The organism is Nocardia amamiensis NBRC 102102, assembly GCF_001612745.1.
In the GTDB taxonomy this organism is placed as follows: domain Bacteria; phylum Actinomycetota; class Actinomycetes; order Mycobacteriales; family Mycobacteriaceae; genus Nocardia; species Nocardia amamiensis.
Map to the genome: position 1 here is coordinate 16,676 of NZ_BDBA01000042.1, position 15,861 is coordinate 32,536.

18 protein-coding genes are annotated in these 15,861 nt (G+C 67.8%); 12 read left to right on the forward strand and 6 right to left on the reverse strand.

Features of this window, described 5'->3' with window-relative positions; genetic code table 11:
* Nucleotides 1-357: 357 nt before the first annotated feature.
* Nucleotides 358-969: a hypothetical protein gene (locus NA4_RS11035; RefSeq protein WP_067468135.1), complete on the forward strand. Its 612-nt coding sequence runs from the start codon at nt 358-360 to the stop codon at nt 967-969.
* An 87-nt stretch (nt 970-1,056) separates the two neighbouring features.
* Here the strand turns inward: NA4_RS11035 and msrA are convergent, their stop codons facing one another.
* Entirely contained in the window at nt 1,057-1,737 is a 681-nt protein-coding gene (gene msrA / locus NA4_RS11040) for a peptide-methionine (S)-S-oxide reductase MsrA (RefSeq protein ID WP_067468142.1), read from the reverse strand.
* Between the two features lie 237 nt (nt 1,738-1,974).
* Between msrA and NA4_RS11045 the strand changes: the two genes are divergently transcribed.
* From NA4_RS11045 to NA4_RS11055, 3 genes are all read left to right on the forward strand, one after another.
* Nucleotides 1,975-2,598 (forward strand): superoxide dismutase, encoded by a 624-nt coding sequence (locus NA4_RS11045; protein ID WP_040772607.1) that lies wholly within the window; start codon nt 1,975-1,977, stop codon nt 2,596-2,598.
* Between the two features lie 179 nt (nt 2,599-2,777).
* Entirely contained in the window at nt 2,778-3,305 is a 528-nt protein-coding gene (locus NA4_RS11050) for a peptidase (protein WP_067468145.1), read from the forward strand.
* Nucleotides 3,306-3,600: 295 nt separating this feature from the next.
* Complete coding sequence (locus NA4_RS11055; RefSeq protein WP_067468148.1) at nt 3,601-4,350, forward strand: TMEM165/GDT1 family protein; 750 nt, start codon at nt 3,601-3,603, stop codon at nt 4,348-4,350.
* Here the strand turns inward: NA4_RS11055 and NA4_RS11060 are convergent.
* Nucleotides 4,313-4,771 carry a MarR family winged helix-turn-helix transcriptional regulator gene (locus NA4_RS11060; protein ID WP_245671268.1) on the reverse strand — a complete coding sequence of 153 codons (459 nt, stop codon included), beginning with the start codon at nt 4,769-4,771 and terminating at the stop codon, nt 4,313-4,315. The genes NA4_RS11055 and NA4_RS11060 overlap by 38 nt on opposite strands.
* Nucleotides 4,772-4,851: 80 nt before the next feature.
* Here NA4_RS11060 and NA4_RS11065 point away from each other — a divergent pair, with 80 nt between their 5' ends.
* On the forward strand, nt 4,852-5,367 hold the full coding sequence (locus NA4_RS11065; protein ID WP_067468151.1) for a DUF1772 domain-containing protein: 516 nt from the start codon (nt 4,852-4,854) through the stop codon (nt 5,365-5,367).
* Nucleotides 5,368-5,402: 35 nt separating this feature from the next.
* On the opposite strand, the gene NA4_RS11070 is transcribed toward NA4_RS11065, so the two are convergent.
* Nucleotides 5,403-6,065, reverse strand: a complete 663-nt coding sequence (locus NA4_RS11070; protein ID WP_067468154.1) for a TetR/AcrR family transcriptional regulator — start codon at nt 6,063-6,065, stop codon at nt 5,403-5,405.
* A gap of 134 nt (nt 6,066-6,199) precedes the next feature.
* On the opposite strand from NA4_RS11070, the gene NA4_RS11075 reads away from it, so the two are divergent.
* Nucleotides 6,200-6,967 (forward strand): SDR family NAD(P)-dependent oxidoreductase, encoded by a 768-nt coding sequence (locus tag NA4_RS11075; RefSeq protein WP_067468183.1) that lies wholly within the window; start codon nt 6,200-6,202, stop codon nt 6,965-6,967.
* A 49-nt stretch (nt 6,968-7,016) separates the two neighbouring features.
* Here the strand turns inward: NA4_RS11075 and NA4_RS11080 are convergent, their stop codons facing one another.
* The 3 genes from NA4_RS11080 to NA4_RS11090 all read right to left on the reverse strand — a co-directional run bounded on the left by NA4_RS11080 (nt 7,017) and on the right by NA4_RS11090 (nt 11,636).
* Complete coding sequence (locus tag NA4_RS11080; protein WP_067468157.1) at nt 7,017-7,835, reverse strand: class I SAM-dependent methyltransferase; 819 nt, start codon at nt 7,833-7,835, stop codon at nt 7,017-7,019.
* A gap of 172 nt (nt 7,836-8,007) precedes the next feature.
* A complete protein-coding gene (gene htpG, locus NA4_RS11085; RefSeq protein WP_067468160.1) occupies nt 8,008-9,966 on the reverse strand; it encodes a molecular chaperone HtpG in 1,959 nt (652 codons plus the stop codon).
* Complete coding sequence (locus NA4_RS11090; RefSeq protein ID WP_067468186.1) at nt 9,963-11,636, reverse strand: TM0106 family RecB-like putative nuclease; 1,674 nt, start codon at nt 11,634-11,636, stop codon at nt 9,963-9,965. Before NA4_RS11090 ends, htpG begins: the two co-directional genes overlap by 4 nt.
* A gap of 238 nt (nt 11,637-11,874) precedes the next feature.
* Between NA4_RS11090 and NA4_RS11095 the strand changes: the two genes are divergently transcribed.
* The 6 genes from NA4_RS11095 to NA4_RS11120 are packed head-to-tail and all read left to right on the forward strand — an operon-like array spanning nt 11,875 to nt 15,759.
* Nucleotides 11,875-12,519 carry a DUF6474 family protein gene (locus NA4_RS11095; protein WP_067468163.1) on the forward strand — a complete coding sequence of 215 codons (645 nt, stop codon included), beginning with the start codon at nt 11,875-11,877 and terminating at the stop codon, nt 12,517-12,519.
* A gap of 14 nt (nt 12,520-12,533) precedes the next feature.
* Nucleotides 12,534-13,073 carry a hypothetical protein gene (locus NA4_RS11100; RefSeq protein ID WP_067468165.1) on the forward strand — a complete coding sequence of 180 codons (540 nt, stop codon included), beginning with the start codon at nt 12,534-12,536 and terminating at the stop codon, nt 13,071-13,073.
* Nucleotides 13,074-13,114: 41 nt separating this feature from the next.
* Nucleotides 13,115-13,774 (forward strand): YcnI family copper-binding membrane protein, encoded by a 660-nt coding sequence (locus NA4_RS11105; protein ID WP_067468167.1) that lies wholly within the window; start codon nt 13,115-13,117, stop codon nt 13,772-13,774.
* On the forward strand, nt 13,771-14,310 hold the full coding sequence (locus tag NA4_RS11110; protein WP_067468169.1) for a copper resistance CopC family protein: 540 nt from the start codon (nt 13,771-13,773) through the stop codon (nt 14,308-14,310). The genes NA4_RS11105 and NA4_RS11110 overlap by 4 nt, the downstream gene beginning before the upstream one ends.
* Before the next feature lie 5 nt (nt 14,311-14,315).
* A complete protein-coding gene (locus NA4_RS11115) occupies nt 14,316-15,266 on the forward strand; it encodes a CopD family protein (protein ID WP_245671269.1) in 951 nt (316 codons plus the stop codon).
* Nucleotides 15,267-15,300: 34 nt separating this feature from the next.
* On the forward strand, nt 15,301-15,759 hold the full coding sequence (locus tag NA4_RS11120) for an SRPBCC family protein (protein WP_067468171.1): 459 nt from the start codon (nt 15,301-15,303) through the stop codon (nt 15,757-15,759).
* Nucleotides 15,760-15,861: the final 102 nt, after the last annotated feature.

Consider the following 15,861-nt stretch of genomic DNA (forward strand, 5'->3'; position numbering starts at 1 on the left):
CCACATAATCCACAAGCTGATCCACAAGACGCGGCTATGGAAGAGCGCGCCACCGAAAGGGTGCGGCTATCGAGCAGCCGATCGATCAGACCCAGCCTTTTCCGTACCCAAGGCCCGGAACCACCCCGGCTTCGACGTTCTCCCCCCGGTCGGCCCCTGTGTGAGCGATGCGAATGACCGATCCGGGACTCCCCTCCTTGACCATCCCGGAGCGGCCATTCGTCGCCGACGTCGAAGCCTGCGGCCGAAGAGGCTCCGATATCTACTTGGACGGCGCCGGCACTCATTCGGTTCCATGAAAATGAGAACGCCGCTGAAATACGGGGCTTGCGTCACGAGGATCGGTAGCCTGGGCCTATGAACGTGAGCAGGGGGCTACTCGACGGAATGGACACCGCCGGTCTCAACGTCGCGCTGTCGGAGGCCACGTGCCTCGGCCTCGCGGTGGACGAGGCGGCCAATCAACTACGACTCGACCTCGAAGTGCTGACACTCCCCGAGCACGGCACGGGATCGGAGGACTACCGGGTCCAAGTGACCTTCACCGGCGTGAGCCGGATCGCCGCCTCCCTGCGGGCACAGCACTGGGACGACGTGGAGCCGCGGGTGCTGCCGCTGCAACTGGACGGCGTGGACGAGGCCATTCGCAGCTTCGGCGGCGGGCGGCTGCACGGCTGGGAATTCATCGACCTGGACGACAGCGGCTGGGCGCTGTGGAGCGAGCTGCTCAGCTTCGACACCAGGATCGACGACCACGAATCCGCGCATGTTCTGGAGTTCTCGCAAGAGGAGGGCATCGATCCGCGCGAGCTGGACGTCCGGGTGTGGTTCGACGGCATGACCGTTCACGACGCGCAGGGCAAGCAGATCCCGCTGGCGGATTTCATCGCGAATGGAGTTCGCTGGTGGCAGGCGCACGACGCGGGCGACCCGCGGGCAACCCGGCCCGGGATCGCTCCACCGTTGTAACCGCCTGCCCCGGACCGAAACGACTCGCGTCACCGGGTTCCGCGCATCCGGTCTACCGGATGCGCGGTTCTCGGTCCGGCCGGCGCGTCAGGCGCCCAAGCCCACCGGGCAGCTCACGCCGGTAGCGTGCACCGGGCAGTATCCGCCCGGGTTCTTCGCCAAGTACTGCTGGTGATAGCCCTCGGCGTAGTAGAACGCAGGCAGCCGGGGCAGTTCTCTGATCTCCGTGGTGATCTCGCCGTAGCCGGCCGCGGACAGTCGCTTTCCGTACGCATCGGCCGTCCCGCGAGCGAGATCGGCCTGCTCGGCATCCAGCGTGAAGATGGCCGAACGGTACTGCGTGCCACGGTCGTTGCCCTGCCGCATGCCCTGGGTGGGATCGTGGTTCTCCCAGAAGTGCCTGAGAACGCCGGCGTAATCGATCACCGCGGGATCGAACACGACGAGCACGGATTCCGTGTGGCCGGTCCGCCCGCTGCATACCTCTTCATACGTGGGATTCGGTGTGTACCCGCCGACATAGCCGACCGCCGTGGTGTAAACCCCGCCGAGTTCCCAGAATCCCTTCTCCGCGCCCCAGAAACAGCCCATCGCGACGACCGCGACCTGCATGCCCTCCGGAAACGGCGGATGGATCGGGTGACCGTTCACATAGTGGGTATCCGGCACCTCGAGCGGTTCGGCCCGGCCGGGCAGAGCTTGTTCGGGTGTGACCATGGCGGGTTCGGGGAGGCTGAGACGCCCCACTAGTTCGTCGTACCACGACATGGTTCGATGCTACGCGTGCGTTTCCAGTGGTGCCGATGTTCGTGATGTGACGATCCGCGACCCGTCCGCCGGCGGGTGAGCAGTACGTCGCCGTCGTGAAACGATGCGATGTGCGGTTCGGTCGGTGTCACCGGAATGCGCGGGCGTCAGCCCAAGTTGGAATCGACCGGGTGTACGAATGATGGTTGGCTGTGCTCTGGACAACGGGCACACCAGCCCGACATAGGAAGGGACATCGTGGCTGAGTACACGCTGCCAGATCTGGATTACGACTACAGCGCCCTGGAGCCCCACATCTCCGGGCAGATCAACGAGCTTCATCATTCCAAGCACCACGCCGCTTACGTCGCCGGTGCGAACGCCGCACTGGAGAAGCTGGAAGCCGCTCGGGAGTCGGGCGATCACAGCGCCATCTTCCTGAACGAGAAGAACCTCGCCTTCCACCTGGGTGGCCACGTCAACCACTCCATCTGGTGGAAGAACCTCTCCCCCAACGGCGGTGACAAGCCGGTCGGCGAGCTGGCCGCGGCGATCGACGACCAGTTCGGCTCGTTCGACAAGTTCCGCGCGCAGTTCACCGCGGCGGCCAACGGTCTGCAGGGCTCCGGCTGGGCGGTGCTCGGCTTCGACACCCTCGGCCAGAAGCTGCTGACCTTCCAGCTCTACGACCAGCAGGCCAACGTCCCGCTCGGCATCATCCCGCTGCTGCAGGTCGACATGTGGGAGCACGCTTTCTACCTGCAGTACAAGAACGTCAAGGCGGACTACGTCACCGCGTTCTGGAACGTCGTCAACTGGGCCGACGTGCAGGAGCGGTTCGCCAAGGCGACCTCTCAGGCGAAGGGCCTCATCTTCGGCTGAGCCGTTCGGAACACCGGTATCGGGTCCGCGAACCCCAGCCACGCCCGGCTGGGGTTCGCGGACCCTTCCGTTTGGCACTCTTTGGTACTTGTGTGCCAGGTGACTCGTGGTTCATATTCGGGAATCCACAGAAAAAGGACGGGCAAGGCCGCCCCCGGTTCCACAAACGGGAGGCAGAAATGCGCACGAACGAACCAATCGGCATCACGCCGTTCCACTCGCGTGGCTCGCTGCGGGGCTTCGTTATCTCCGGCCGCTGGCCGGACACTACCAAGGAGTGGGCCCAGGTTCTCGTACTCGCGGTACGCGTGGCCACGCTTCCCGGGTTGCTGACGACCTCCACGGTGTTCGGTGTGCGTGAGGAGCTACCCGACGATCCAGCCCCCGGCACGGTCGGCCTGGTGCTGGCCGAAGGTCCTGTGCTCGGCGAGGAAGCCGTGCAACCCGGCCGGTTTGCCACACATGTGCCACCAGCCCTGCTGATGCTGCATCCCCCGTCCGAAACCCTGCCTTCGCTGCCCGAATGCGCGGGCGCGGCATCCGGCTGCGTACTGCTGCCCGGCGTGCCGCATCTGGGGCTGGAGCACCGCGCCGCGTGGGCCGAGGCGGAGTCCGACGGGACGGTCACGTCGCTGGTCAGCCGGGTCGGCCTGGACCCGATCAGTGATCCCGACACCGCGATTCTGGCCATGCTGCTGGCCGCGTGAGGGTAGCCGAAACTCCTTGCGCGGATCGCCAAACTTATTGCGCGCATTGCGATTTCGACTACAACGAGTTGGCGCGGAGGATCCGGCGCGGTAGAGTCGGAAACAGCGAAGGGGAGTAGCCCCCAATTGCACAGTCGACATACTGACCCGCAGCCCCACCTGGGCCCGGGTCCGGCTGTGTGAACCGGCATCCATCCGGTGGGCGAGACCTTCGGCCTGGACAACCGATTCGTTGTCGGCCGGAGGCTACCCCTATCTCCGACCGGCAGGCCGGAGACCTTGGAGCAAGCCACACATGATCGCCACCGTATTGCTGAGCATCGGCATCGTCTTTCTCGCCGAGCTGGGAGACAAGTCCCAGCTGATGGCGCTGACGTTCGCCCTGCGCTATCGCTGGTGGGTAGTGCTGGGCGGCATCGCGACGGCCACGGCGGCGGTGCACTTGATCTCGGTCGGCGTCGGCTACTTCCTCGGTACGGCCCTGCCCACCCGAGCGATCGCACTGGTCGCCGCGGTCACCTTCCTGGCCGTCGGCCTGTGGACCTTGCGTGAGCACTTCGGTCCCGCCGACGGGCAGCCCGAGCCGAAGACGCCCAAGACCGCGAGCGCGCCGTTCTTCGTGGTGCTGTCCGCGTTCCTGCTGGCCGAGCTGGGCGATCGGACCATGTTCGCGACCGCGGCGCTGGCCACCGACTTCGACTGGGCGGGCGTCTGGCTGGGCTCGACTATCGGCATGGTCGCCGCCGACGCGCTCGCCATCGCGGTCGGCATGCTGGTCGGCAAGCACCTGCCGGAGCACGCGATCGGCATAGGCTCGGGCTTGCTGTTCCTCTACTTCGGTGCGGCGACCTTGCTCGGCGCCGCCGCACCCGCCCTGCCAGGCCCGCTCGTCGCCGCCGTCGCCCTCTCCGCACCGGCAGCTGCTCTCGGAGTACTTCTGGCCCGGCGGGCGGTCGAAGGCCGACGGTCCGCCTCCGACCGACCGCCCTTCACCGAGGCTGCGCGGATCACAGCTGGTCAGTCGCCTCGCCGACCCGCTCGTTGAGCTCCGCGACGAAGCGCGCCAGCAGTTCGATCTCGGCGGTGTCATATTCGTCGAGATGCGCTCCGATCGCGGCGCCGAGGCCGGCGAAGAGCGCTGCGACCGCGGCACTTGCCTCGTCGAGCGCGACGAGAACGCGACGCCTGTCCTGCGGATCACGCTCTCGCCGGACATAGCCTGCGCGTTCCAGCCGGTCGATCAACGCGGTCACCGCGCCGCCGCGGGTTATCCCGAGCCGAGCAGCCAGGCTGCCGGGGGTCTGCGGCCCATCGATGCCGAGAACATTGAGACAGCTGAGATCGGTCAGCGTTATCCCGAGGCGCGACGCGACCACCGAGTGGAACATGACGGTGCGGGTTGCCTGGACCCGTAACTCGTTCTGCAACGAAGTCAGGGCCGTTCTCCGGGTTTTCCCTGATGTCACCGCACAGGGCTCCTTTCTATTCTCTCTATTATAGAGAGTCTCTGAAATAGAGAGTACTTGAGGACGATAGGAGTTCGGACATGACAACGAAGCGCGCGGTTCCGCTGTGGCTGCTGGTGATCTTCGTCGGCATCCAATTCGGCGCGGGATGGTACGAGAAGCTCGGCATCATCCCGATGTGGGAGAGCGCCCCGCCCGACCAGGTACTCATCGCGATGGAGGAATCCGGCTTCAAGCGGGCCGGGCGAGCCTTCTGGCCGTTCGTGTCGCCCATCGTCACACTCCTGTCGCTGATCAATCTGTTCGTCGCGTGGCGCACACCCGGCCCCTTCCGGCGCTGGTGGATCGCAGGCGCCGCGATCATGGCCTGCTACTCCGTGACGACCTACGGCTACTTCGCGACCCAGATGCTGCTGTTCCAGTCCGGAGGCGCCGAATGGACCCCCGATCGGGTGGAGTCGTTCGTCGAGCTCTGGACTGCGCTGAACTACCCGCGCATGGTGCTCGGCGGCATCGGCTGGCTGTGCGCCCTGCGCGCGCTGTCGCTGTCGGCCGCCCGCGTGGGTCATCCGGCCCCCGCCGGAGTGCACGCCTGATACCTGCGCCGAGGCGGGGTCCGTACCGGACTCCGTCAAGGCGCGTGATCCACCAGTGCACATCCGTACAAGTCACCGCCTCGACCCACCAGATCCAGCAGCGGTTTCCGCAGCGCGAGCAGACCATCCGTGTCACCGACCGCGATCCGAGCGGTGACCATCGACCCCACCGCGGCGGCGAGGGTCTGGCAGGCGAAGCGCTGCTGTTCGGTTCGCGCGTCGAGCACGTCGGCGATCAAACCGACGAACAACTCCTGCAGCTGGGCACGGCGCGCGATAGCCGCGGATCCCACCGCGAAGACCTCGACCAGGAACAGCCGCGCGCTGGCCGGGTCGTCCACCAAATGCTGAAGGTAGGCGCGCAAGATCCGGTCCATTCGCGCCATGGACTCGGTGCCCTCGGCCGAGACCTCTTCCGCCTCGGTGGCCTCGGCGATCCGATCGAGCAGTAGCCGCACGGCGCGCTCGTAGGCCGCCTCGAAACAATCCTCCTTGGAGCGGAATTGCTCGTAGAAGGTTTCCCGCGACACACCGGCCCGCTTCAGGATCGCCGCAACCGACGTTCCGATATAGCCGTTTTCGGCCATGGCCTCGGCTGTCGCAATCAGGATCCGCTCGCGCTGCGAGGCGATCACCTGCTCCCGCGGCAGGCCGTGCCTGCCGCGCGGGAGGCGGGCACTGGTGGCCGATTCGGTCATGCGGTGACTCCGGTATTCGGTCGAGCTGACGTGGATGCTCCATTCTGCGGGCTGCCGACAGACTACGTCCGCCAGCGCCTACTAAGGTGCAATTGACGAAGGGCCAACTGGCTGTCACGAACGAGAGGACCATCGTGGAGATTTCGGGTTCCGCCGCCATTGTCACCGGGGGCGCATCGGGCCTAGGCGCCGCCACCGCCAAGCGTTTCGCCGAGCTCGGCGCCACCGTCTTCGGCCTCGATGTGCCGCAGTCGATCGAGCGCGCCGGCGACAACGTACCCGACGGGGTCACCCTCATCGCGGCCGATGTCACCAGCAACGACGAGGTGAGCGCGGCGGTCGAGCAGGTCGTCGAGTCGGGCACGCCGCTGCGCATCGTGGTCAACTGCGCCGGCGTTGGCTGGGCGGGACGCATCCTGTCCAAGAACGGCCCGCACGACTTGGAGCTGTTCCGCACGGTCATCACGGTGAACCTGCTCGGCACCTTCAACGTCATGCGGCTGGCCGCCGACGCGATCGCGAAGACCGAGGCCGTGGACGAGTACGGCCAGCGCGGCGTCATCATCAACACCGCATCCGTCGCCGCGTTCGAGGGCCAGATCGGCCAGATCGCCTACTCGGCATCCAAGGGCGGCGTGCACGGTATGACCGTTCCGGCCGCGCGTGACTTGGCTCAGTTCGGCATCCGGGTGAACACCATCGCCCCCGGCATCATCGACACACCGATGCTGGCCGGCGTCACCGAGGAGTACCGCAAGGGGCTCGAGGCGGGCGTGCCCTTCCCCTCCCGCCTCGGCCGTCCGGACGAGTACGCGCAGCTGTCGCAGTACATCGTCGAGCACGACTACCTGAACGGCGAGACCATCCGCATGGACGGCGCGCTGCGCATGGCCCCGCGGTAATTCCGCTCGAACCGGCTGCGCGCGCTGCGGAATGCCGCGCGCGGCCGGTTCAGTCCAGCGGCTTGTGCCCGATGCCGAGGTACGCGGTGGTGGACAGCGGACAGTTCGGCCGGTACTTCTCCGCGAGATATGCCTGCATGACAGCGGCTCGCTCGGCCCAAACCTCCACACTGACGCTGTGGCGCATGAGTTCCAGCGGCGCGCTGCTGCGCACCATGGTCTCCCACATCTGCGCCGGGCTGTCGAAGGTGAGCGCGATCGAATGCCGTTGAATCGACACAGCTTCGAAGCCCGCGCCCCGCATCTCCGATTCGAAGACCTCCGGGTTCTCCAGGCTCAGGAAATTCGGCTGCGGCTCCTGGATGTCCGGGTCGGCCGCGGCCAGGGCCCCGAACATCATCCGCATGAGCGGCGAGTCCGCGACCGGCGCCCAACTCGACACCACCGCCGTGCCGCCCGGCCGCAGCACCCGGAACAACTCGGCGAATCCCCTGGCCCGCTCGGGGAAGAACATCAGGCCGAACATCGAGAACCCGGCGTCGAACCGATCGGACTCGAACGGCAGGTCCTGCCCGTCACCCACCTGGGCGCGGATATTGGTCAGCCCGGCGGCAGCGGCGTCCTTTGCCAGCCGCCCGATCATCGGCTCGGAGAAATCGATCGCCTCGACCACCGCCACCTGTTCGGCGGCCAGCATGCTGAGCGTGCCAGGTCCCGCCGCCACGTCCACGACCTGCGATGCGGGCGACAACGAGGCGAACTCGAGCGCGCGGGCCGAGAACGGCCGCATGATGGCGGGCGCGAACTCGGCGTATCCGTCGGCGACGAGGTCCCACGGCTCGGCGACGGCAAGCGGGTTTCCGGACATGTCGGACGATCCTTTCAGCCATCCCCATCTAACCGCGCCACACCGGGGACGAACTCCCCAGTTCTGCGAATATGCCATCCCGAGAGCCTCTGAAGCCGCGAAATGGCCGAAACAGCGTCCGGCGGCCCTGCCGCGACCGGAGGACAGCACGGTCCTCCGGTCGCGGCGGGGTTCACAGCGTGCGGGTGAGCCGGTCGGTGAGGATGTGCGCGAAGTGCGCCGGATCCTTCAGCTCGCCGCCCTCGGCCAGCACCGCCGTGCCGAAGAGCAGTTCGGCGGTTTCGGACAGCTCGGTCGCGGTGCCCGCGTCGGCCTGCTCCTGCTTCGCCGCGTACGCGTCGCGCAGGCCGGTGACCAGCGGGTGGGTCGGGTTGAGCTCCAGAATCCGCTTGGTCTCCGGCAACACCTGACCTGATGCGCGATACATCCGCTCCAGCATCGGCGTGAAGTCGAAGACGTCACCGACCAGGCAGGCGGGCGAGGTGGTGAGCCGGTTGGTCAGACGGACCTCCTTGACGCTCTCCTCCAGCGTCTTGCCCAGCCAGGCCAGCACATCGGCGAAGTCTTTGTCCTGCTGCTCGCGCAGCGCCTCGGAGGCCTTCTTCTCCTCTTCGGTCTCCAGGTCGACCTCGCCCTTGGCGATGGACTGGAACTGCTTGCCGTCGAAGTCCGGTACCGAACCGACCCACATCTCGTCGACCGGGTCGGTCAGGATCAGCACCTCGCGGCCCTTGGCCAGGAACGCCTCCAGATGCGGGGAGCTCTCGACCTGCTGGCGGGTCTCGCCGGTCATGTAGTAGATCTTGTCCTGGCCTTCGGGCATCCGCTCCAGGTACTGGGCCAGCGTGGTCAGCTCGGACTCGGAGTTCGTCGAGGCGAACGAGGAGACCTGCAGAATCGTCTCGCGGTTGTCGAAGTCCGCGAGCAGACCCTCCTTGAGGACGCGGCCGAACTCCGTCCAGAAGGTCTGGTAATTGGTCTGGTCCTCGGCGCCCTGCAGATCCTTCACCGTGGACAGCACCTTCTTCACCAGGCGCTTGCGGATCATCTGGATCTGCCGGTCCTGCTGCAGGATCTCGCGGGAGACGTTGAGCGACAGGTCCTGCGCGTCCACCACACCCTTGACGAAGCGCAGGTACTCCGGCATCAGCTCTTCGCAGTTGTCCATGATGAACACCCGCTTGACGTAGAGCTGCACACCGCGCTTGTGCTCGCGGGCGAACAGGTCGAACGGCGCGTGCGACGGGATGAACAGCAGCGCCTGGTATTCGAACGTGCCCTCGGCCTTCAGCGGGATGATCTCCAGCGGATCGTCCCACCCGTGGCTGACGTGCTTGTAGAACTCCTTGTACTCCTCGTCGCTGACCTCGCTCTTGGGGCGGGTCCACAGCGCCTTCATGGAGTTGAGCGTCTGGTCTTCGAGGACGGTCGTTTCCTTGGCGTCCTCGCCCTCGCCTTCGGTGACCGTCCGCTCGACCGGCATGCGGATCGGCCAGGCGATGAAGTCGGAGTACTTCTTGACGATCTCCCGCAGCTTCCACTCCAGGGTGTAGTCGAAGAGGTGGTCCTCCTCGTCCACCGGCTTCAAGTGGAGTGCGACGGACGTGCCCTGCGGGGCCTCGTCCAGCTCTTCGATCGTGTAAGTGGAGCTGCCTGCGGTCGCCTCCCACCGGGTGCCGATGGTCTCACCCGCGCGGCGTGTGGTCAGCGTGACCTTGTCGGCGACCATGAAGGTGGAGTAGAAGCCGATGCCGAACTGGCCGATCAGCTCCTCCGCGGCGGCCTCGGACTTGGCATCCCTCAGCTGCTTGCGCAGCTCGGCGGTACCGGACTTGGCTAGGGTGCCGATCAGATCGACCACCTCGGCGCGCGACATACCGATGCCGTTGTCCCGAACGGTCAGGATCCGGTTGTCTTTGTCGACCAGCAGCTCGATGTGCAGGTCCGACGTGTCGACGTGCAGATCCTTGTCCCGGAAAGACTCCAGCCGCAGCTTGTCCAGCGCGTCGGAGGAGTTCGAGATCAGCTCCCGCAGGAAGGTGTCCTTGTTGGAGTAGACCGAATGGATCATCAGCTCGAGCAGCTGATGAGTCTCTGCCTGGAACTCGAGTTTTTCGACGTGCTCTGTCACGTCGCGATGGTACCGCCGCCACCGATCGACGGGCTCGAAGGAGGCAGTGCGGACGCGTGCCGGAAGTCGGCCAGGCCGGGAACCTCGGCATCGGCGCGGGTCGTCATCCACTCGCGCAAGACCTGGGTGGCGCGGACGTCGTCCTCGTTGTACTCCAGCAGCCGGGTCCGCTGGACCGGATCGGGTGCGCCGTCGTAGCCGACCGCCAGTCGATACCAGCTCATCGACGCCTCGCCGCTCGCCTCGGGATCGCGCCAGGAGAATCCGGCGACGGGTGCGATCTTCTTCAGTCCCTTGCCATTCGGGCAGATGAACTGGTCGGAGACGGCCTGGAACATGTCCACCCACTGCGGCCCGTCCACGAACGCGCGCACCTGCTCCACGGTCGGCACGCCCGGGCGTCCCGCGAACCGCCGCGCCGACTCGTACAGCCACTTGTCCTCGGCGGTGCGCGAGTAGCAATAGGCGGCAAACGTTTTCCCGGCCGCGGCCGCCTCGGCGCGCACCGTCATCAGCCAGGTCCAGAACTCGCCGAAGGAACGGCCCTCGTCCTCGGTGGGCAGCGGGTCCCAGGTGACGAACGGGCGGTACACGCCGTCCAGCAGCGTTCCCCACAGGTAGGCGCCGTGCTCTTGGAAGCTTTCCAGGTCGACGTCGACCTCCACGTCGGCCCGCCGGACCCGCACCGGCTCGACCCGGCGCACCAGCGGCGCGCCCACGATCCAGGCCCGCGCGGTCACCACCATCTCGTCGAACGGGCCGTGCTGCCAGTCCTCGGGGTCGGCGCCGATCCAGGCGGCCAGTTCGTCGATCGTCTCGACACCGTGCCTGCGTAGCACCTCGGCGCGCGAACCGGGCGCCACCAAGCTGACGTCGCGGCGCTCGATCAGCCAGCTCTCACAGCTGGGCCCCTCGATGCCCCGCGTCCACCATGGGCACTGCCTGCACTCGGGCACCTTGGACGGCACGGTCGGCAGCTCGCCGCGCACCACCGCGATCCGGTCGGCGTAGCGGCGGTCGTAGTCGGCCAGCAGCGGGGCGAGATCATGCACCAGAATCCGGTCGAAGTCGAAGCCGATCACGCCGCCGACCACCGCCGGACTGGCCAATCCGTGCCGCTGCAGCATCCGGTGCAGGTGCGCGAGGCGCTGTTGGTCGCGGGGCTGCTGGCGCAGTTTGCGGTACGGATCCGGTTGCGGATTCCAGTGATACGGGTCCGTGGTGGTGGGATGGAAGTCCGCCGGTTCCGGTTGACGCGGGTCGGTCACCTTGTGGTTCACCACGATGATCGGGATGTATCCGCCGCGCTCCTGGTCACGCAGCAGGATCTCCGAGCCGCCGCGTCGACCCGTTTCCGGCTCCTGCGGCAGCAGACCGCCCCAGATGCGTTGCGCACCGGCCGCACACGCGCGCATCGTCGCTTCGGCCCGCTCGGCGGCGCGCAGTTGCGGATCGATCACCACCCATGCGTCCGGGGCCGCCGCGATCAGGGCGTCGCGCACCCTGCCACGGTGCGCCGCGGCGGCGTCTCTGCGCTGACGGACCCCCGCGTCCTCGGTGATCCCGGTCAGTGCCTCGGGATGCGCCGCGTCCAAGCGCAGGCGATGGCGGCATCCGATCAGCGCCCTGGCATCGATGAAGGCGGTCGGCACGTCGGCGGGCCGATCCACGGCCGAGCCGTTGCGCTTGCGACCATCCTGGTCACCGATGTCCGAATCCACGCTATGCAGTATGGTCCCTCCCCCCGACAACTCCGCCAACCGAGGGACACCCGGCGCTCGCGAGACGCAGTACCCTCGCAGCGATCAGCATCGAACCGATAGGGTAGCGGCGAACTGTGTGACATGGGCGGACGGCCTTCCCCGGCGTCGTACTGCCATGGCGAACCAGCATGACGGAGGGCCTTCGATGGGGTTGTTCACGAAGCGCAAACGGCGGCCGAGCCGCAGGGCCGAGGCGAAGGCCCTGAAGGCCAAGGCCGTGATCGAGGCCAAGCTCGCCGCCAAGAACGACCGCAAAGCCCGCCGCGCCGAGGCGCGCACCCAGCGCAAGGTCGCCAAGGCGCAGATCGCCGCGCTCCAGGCGGAGGAGAAGGCCGCGCTGAAGGTGGCTGCCAAGGCCGAGCGTGATCCGTTCAGCGCGAGTCAGGTGAAGAAGTACCTCGGCGTGGCCCGCGTGCTCATCCCGGTGCTCGCCCCGCTCGCCTACCGCGGTGCGACGTTCCTGCGCGGTCAGCTCGACACCCGCCGCGCCCAGCAGCTCGGCATCGGCATCGACCAGCTCGGCGATTTCACCGGGCACGGCGCCAAGCTCCAGGCCAGGATCACGAACGCGGAAGCAGCCCTGGGCAAGGTCGGTACGCAGGACGGCAAAGACAAGGGCGAGACGCAGAAGTTCACCGCCGCCACCAAAGACCGTCTCGGCAGCCTCACCGCCGCCGTGCGCACCTCGGACCAGATGCCGGCCCATCGACGCCGCGCCGTGCACGCGTCGATCGCGCAGGAGCTGTCCGGGATCGAGTCCGACATCCTGGCCCGGCTCGGCGTGCGCTGAGCCGAACCATTCCGATGTCCCCGCACCTGATCGCCGGCCGCCTGCGCGGTGGGCTGGTCGGTGCGCTCGTCGCGACGCTCGCCGTCGCGGCGCATGGTGCCGCGGGCGGAGGTGTTCCCGACTCCACCGAGCTGACGCTGCTGTTGCTGATCGCCGCCGCGGCGGGGGCGGCCGCCGGCATGGCGCCGGGACGTCCGGGGCCCATGCTGGTCGGGCTGCTCGGCGTGGGCCAGCTGGCAAGCCATGCTGCGCTGTCGGGACTGCTCGGGCACGACCACACCGGGCACGGAACCCGGGGCGCCACAACGCTTCCCACACTGCCAGTCGGGTGGATGCTGTTCGCGCACGCCCTCGCGACGCTGGGCTGCGCGGTCCTGATCATGCTCGCCGGGCGGCTCTACGCCGTGGCCTCCGGGGCGCTGCGTGCCATATTCGCCCCTCCGCCGGTGGCGCGGGTCATCGGCGCGCCGCACTGGCCGGATCCCGGCCTTGCGGCCTATCGCTGTGCTCCGAACGGCGCGATCGGTCCTCGCGCGCCACCGGTGTCGACCTGATCATCCCGACACCACTTCCATTCGCACAGAAGGCTTTCAGCATGCACAGCTCGATTTCGCGCGCCGTCGGCACGACGGCAGCCGCGGCGGGACTCGTCCTGCTCGCCTGCGGCACCGCCGCGGGTCATGTCACCGTGGACGCGCCCGGCGCGACCCAGGGCGGATACACCGTCGCCACCTTCCGGGTGCCTACCGAGTCCGACACGGCGAGCACCACGGCGCTCACCGTCACCCTGCCCGGTCTGAAATCCGCCAGGACCGAACCAATCCCTGGATGGTCGGCCAGGGTCGAACGGAACGAGAAGTCCCAGGTCACCGCCGTCACCTGGACCGCGGACCCCGGTGCGCCCGGCATTCCACCCGGTCAATTCCAGCGCTTCGCGGTGTCGCTCGGCCCGCTGCCCAAGCAGGATTCGGTCAGCTTCCCCGCCAAGCAGACCTACTCCGACGGCAAGGTGGTCAGCTGGGACCAGCCGGTCGGCAAGGACGGCGACGAGCCCGAACATCCGGCGCCGTCGGTGTCCCTCAGCGCGGGCGACGCGCACGGGGCAGACGGGCACAAAGTGGACAGCGAGGCCGCCGACGACGATGCCGACCACGCCGACGACACCGCTCGCTGGCTCGGCGGGATCGGCCTCGCGCTCGGCCTGCTCGGTGTCGCGCTCGGTCTCGGCACCGTGATCCGAGGGCGGCGCTCATGACCCGCCGTCTGCTCACCGCCATGGTGGCGGCCCTGTTCCTGTTCGGATTCGGTATCGCCGCGACGGGAGTCGCCGCCGCGCATTCCACGGCTACCGGCAGCGTTCCGGAGGACAACGCGACGGTGGACACCGGGCCGGCCCGAGTCAGCGTCACGTTCAACGAAGAGCTGCAACCCGGCTTTCCGTCGCTCACCGTCGTCGGCCCGGACGGCAACCTCTGGTCCAAGGGCGATCCGGTGGTCGAGGGCAAGACGGTCAGCGTGGCCGTCGGCGAGCTGGGCCCGGTCGGCGAGTACACCATCGCCTACCGGGTGACCTCGGCCGACGGCCACCCCGTCAGCGGCAAACGGCACTTCACGCTCAGCAAGCCCGGCAACGGCACGCCCGGACCGAAGCCGAACGCCAAAGCGGGCGAGCGCGCGGACGACTCCGGTGGGGTTCCGCTGTGGGTGATCGTCGCCGGCGCGATCGCGCTCTTCGGCGGCGGGCTCGCATTCGCGTTGTTCGGCGGCAGGAGCCGCAACCCGAAGCGGTGAACGACGTGAAGATCGGCGGCCGCGGTGCAGGACGGGCCGCCGACCATGCGCCCTGGCTCGCGCTGCTGCTCAGCCTCCCTTCCGGGCTGGCCGGCGTGGCGCTCGCGTGGGTCCTGATCGTGCCGGAGCCGCTGCCTGCGGAGGCGGTGGTTCGGGTGGTGGCCGACGGCGTCGGGGCGACTGCGCTCGGGTTGGCCGCGCTGCCGAGAATGGCGCCGCGGCTGCGGACGCCGTGGCGCTTGCTGGCCGTTCTCGCCGGGGTTTGGGCGATCGCCGAGTTCGCCGTACTGGTCTTCGAGGCGGCGGACGTGGTCGGCGTTCCGGTCGCCGACCTCGGCGCCGCGCAGTTCGGCACCTATCTGGTCGACGTCAGCGGCGGACAGGTCGGGATCGCGATCCTGATCGGCGTCGGCGCCGTTGCGGGCGGGTCCGCGCTGGCTTTCCGGCGGCCCGAATCCGCCTCGGGTGACCTGGTGCTGGTGTTCGCAGCGGTCGCGCTGGCCTTGCGCCCGATCACCGGGCACATGTCGCAGCAGGCATTCGGCTCGGTGCTCGCGGCGGTGCACGCGTTGGCGGCGGCCGCCTGGCTCGGTTTGCTGATCGCGCTCGCGCTGGTGGTCCGGACCCGCGGCGAGTGGGCGGTCGTGCTGCCCAGATATTCGGGGGTGGCGCTGCCCTTGGTGGTCACGGTGGCGGTGACCGGATTGCTGAACGGGCTCATCCGCGTCGGCGGGATCGTTCCGTTCGTCACGACCGGCTACGGCAGGATCTTGCTCGCCAAGACCGTGGTGCTGCTCGGGCTGCTCGCGCTCGGCTGGTGGTGGCGGCGCAGCTGGGTACCGCGGGCGGCAGGCCACCGGATGGGCGCGGACGCTTCGCTGCGCCGTGCGGTCGCCGAGGTGATCGTGATGGCGCTGGCATTCGGGCTGGCCGCGACGCTGGCAGTCACCGCATGAACCGGTGTCGCCCTGCCACCGTTAGGGTTTCCGTATGACCGAAGTGAAGATCGTCGAGGATTGCGTTGCCTCGGCGGAGTCCGCGTTCGCTTATGTGAACGACTACCAGAACCTCCCGCGCTTTCTCCACGGCGTCGAATCCTTCACACCGGTCAGCGAACAGACCGAAGGTGTCGGCGCCACCTTCGACGGGCGTATGAAGCTGGGACCCGCCTCGCTGAAGTCGCGAATCGAGGTGATCCGGTGGGAGAAGGACTACGCCATCGGGGTGAAGTCCATCAAGGGTTTCGAGATCGAGTCCACCTTCCTGTTCCACGCCAAGGGCGACGCTCTGTGCACCGTCGACGCGATCGTGGACTTCCGGGTGCCGGGCGGCCTGGCCGGGCGTGCACTCGGCAAGACCATCGAACCGTTCGTGAAGATCGCCGTGCAGCACACCACACACAACCTGGTGACGCAGATCGCCGCTTTCCACGCCGCGCGCTCTGTGTGATCCGCAGCGCCTGCGGCGCTGTGATCGCGGGCGACTGCGTGAGATCCCGGCCTGTTGGAGTGAGCGCGGTTGCGCGCGCGATATCGATGTCGGGATGCTGGA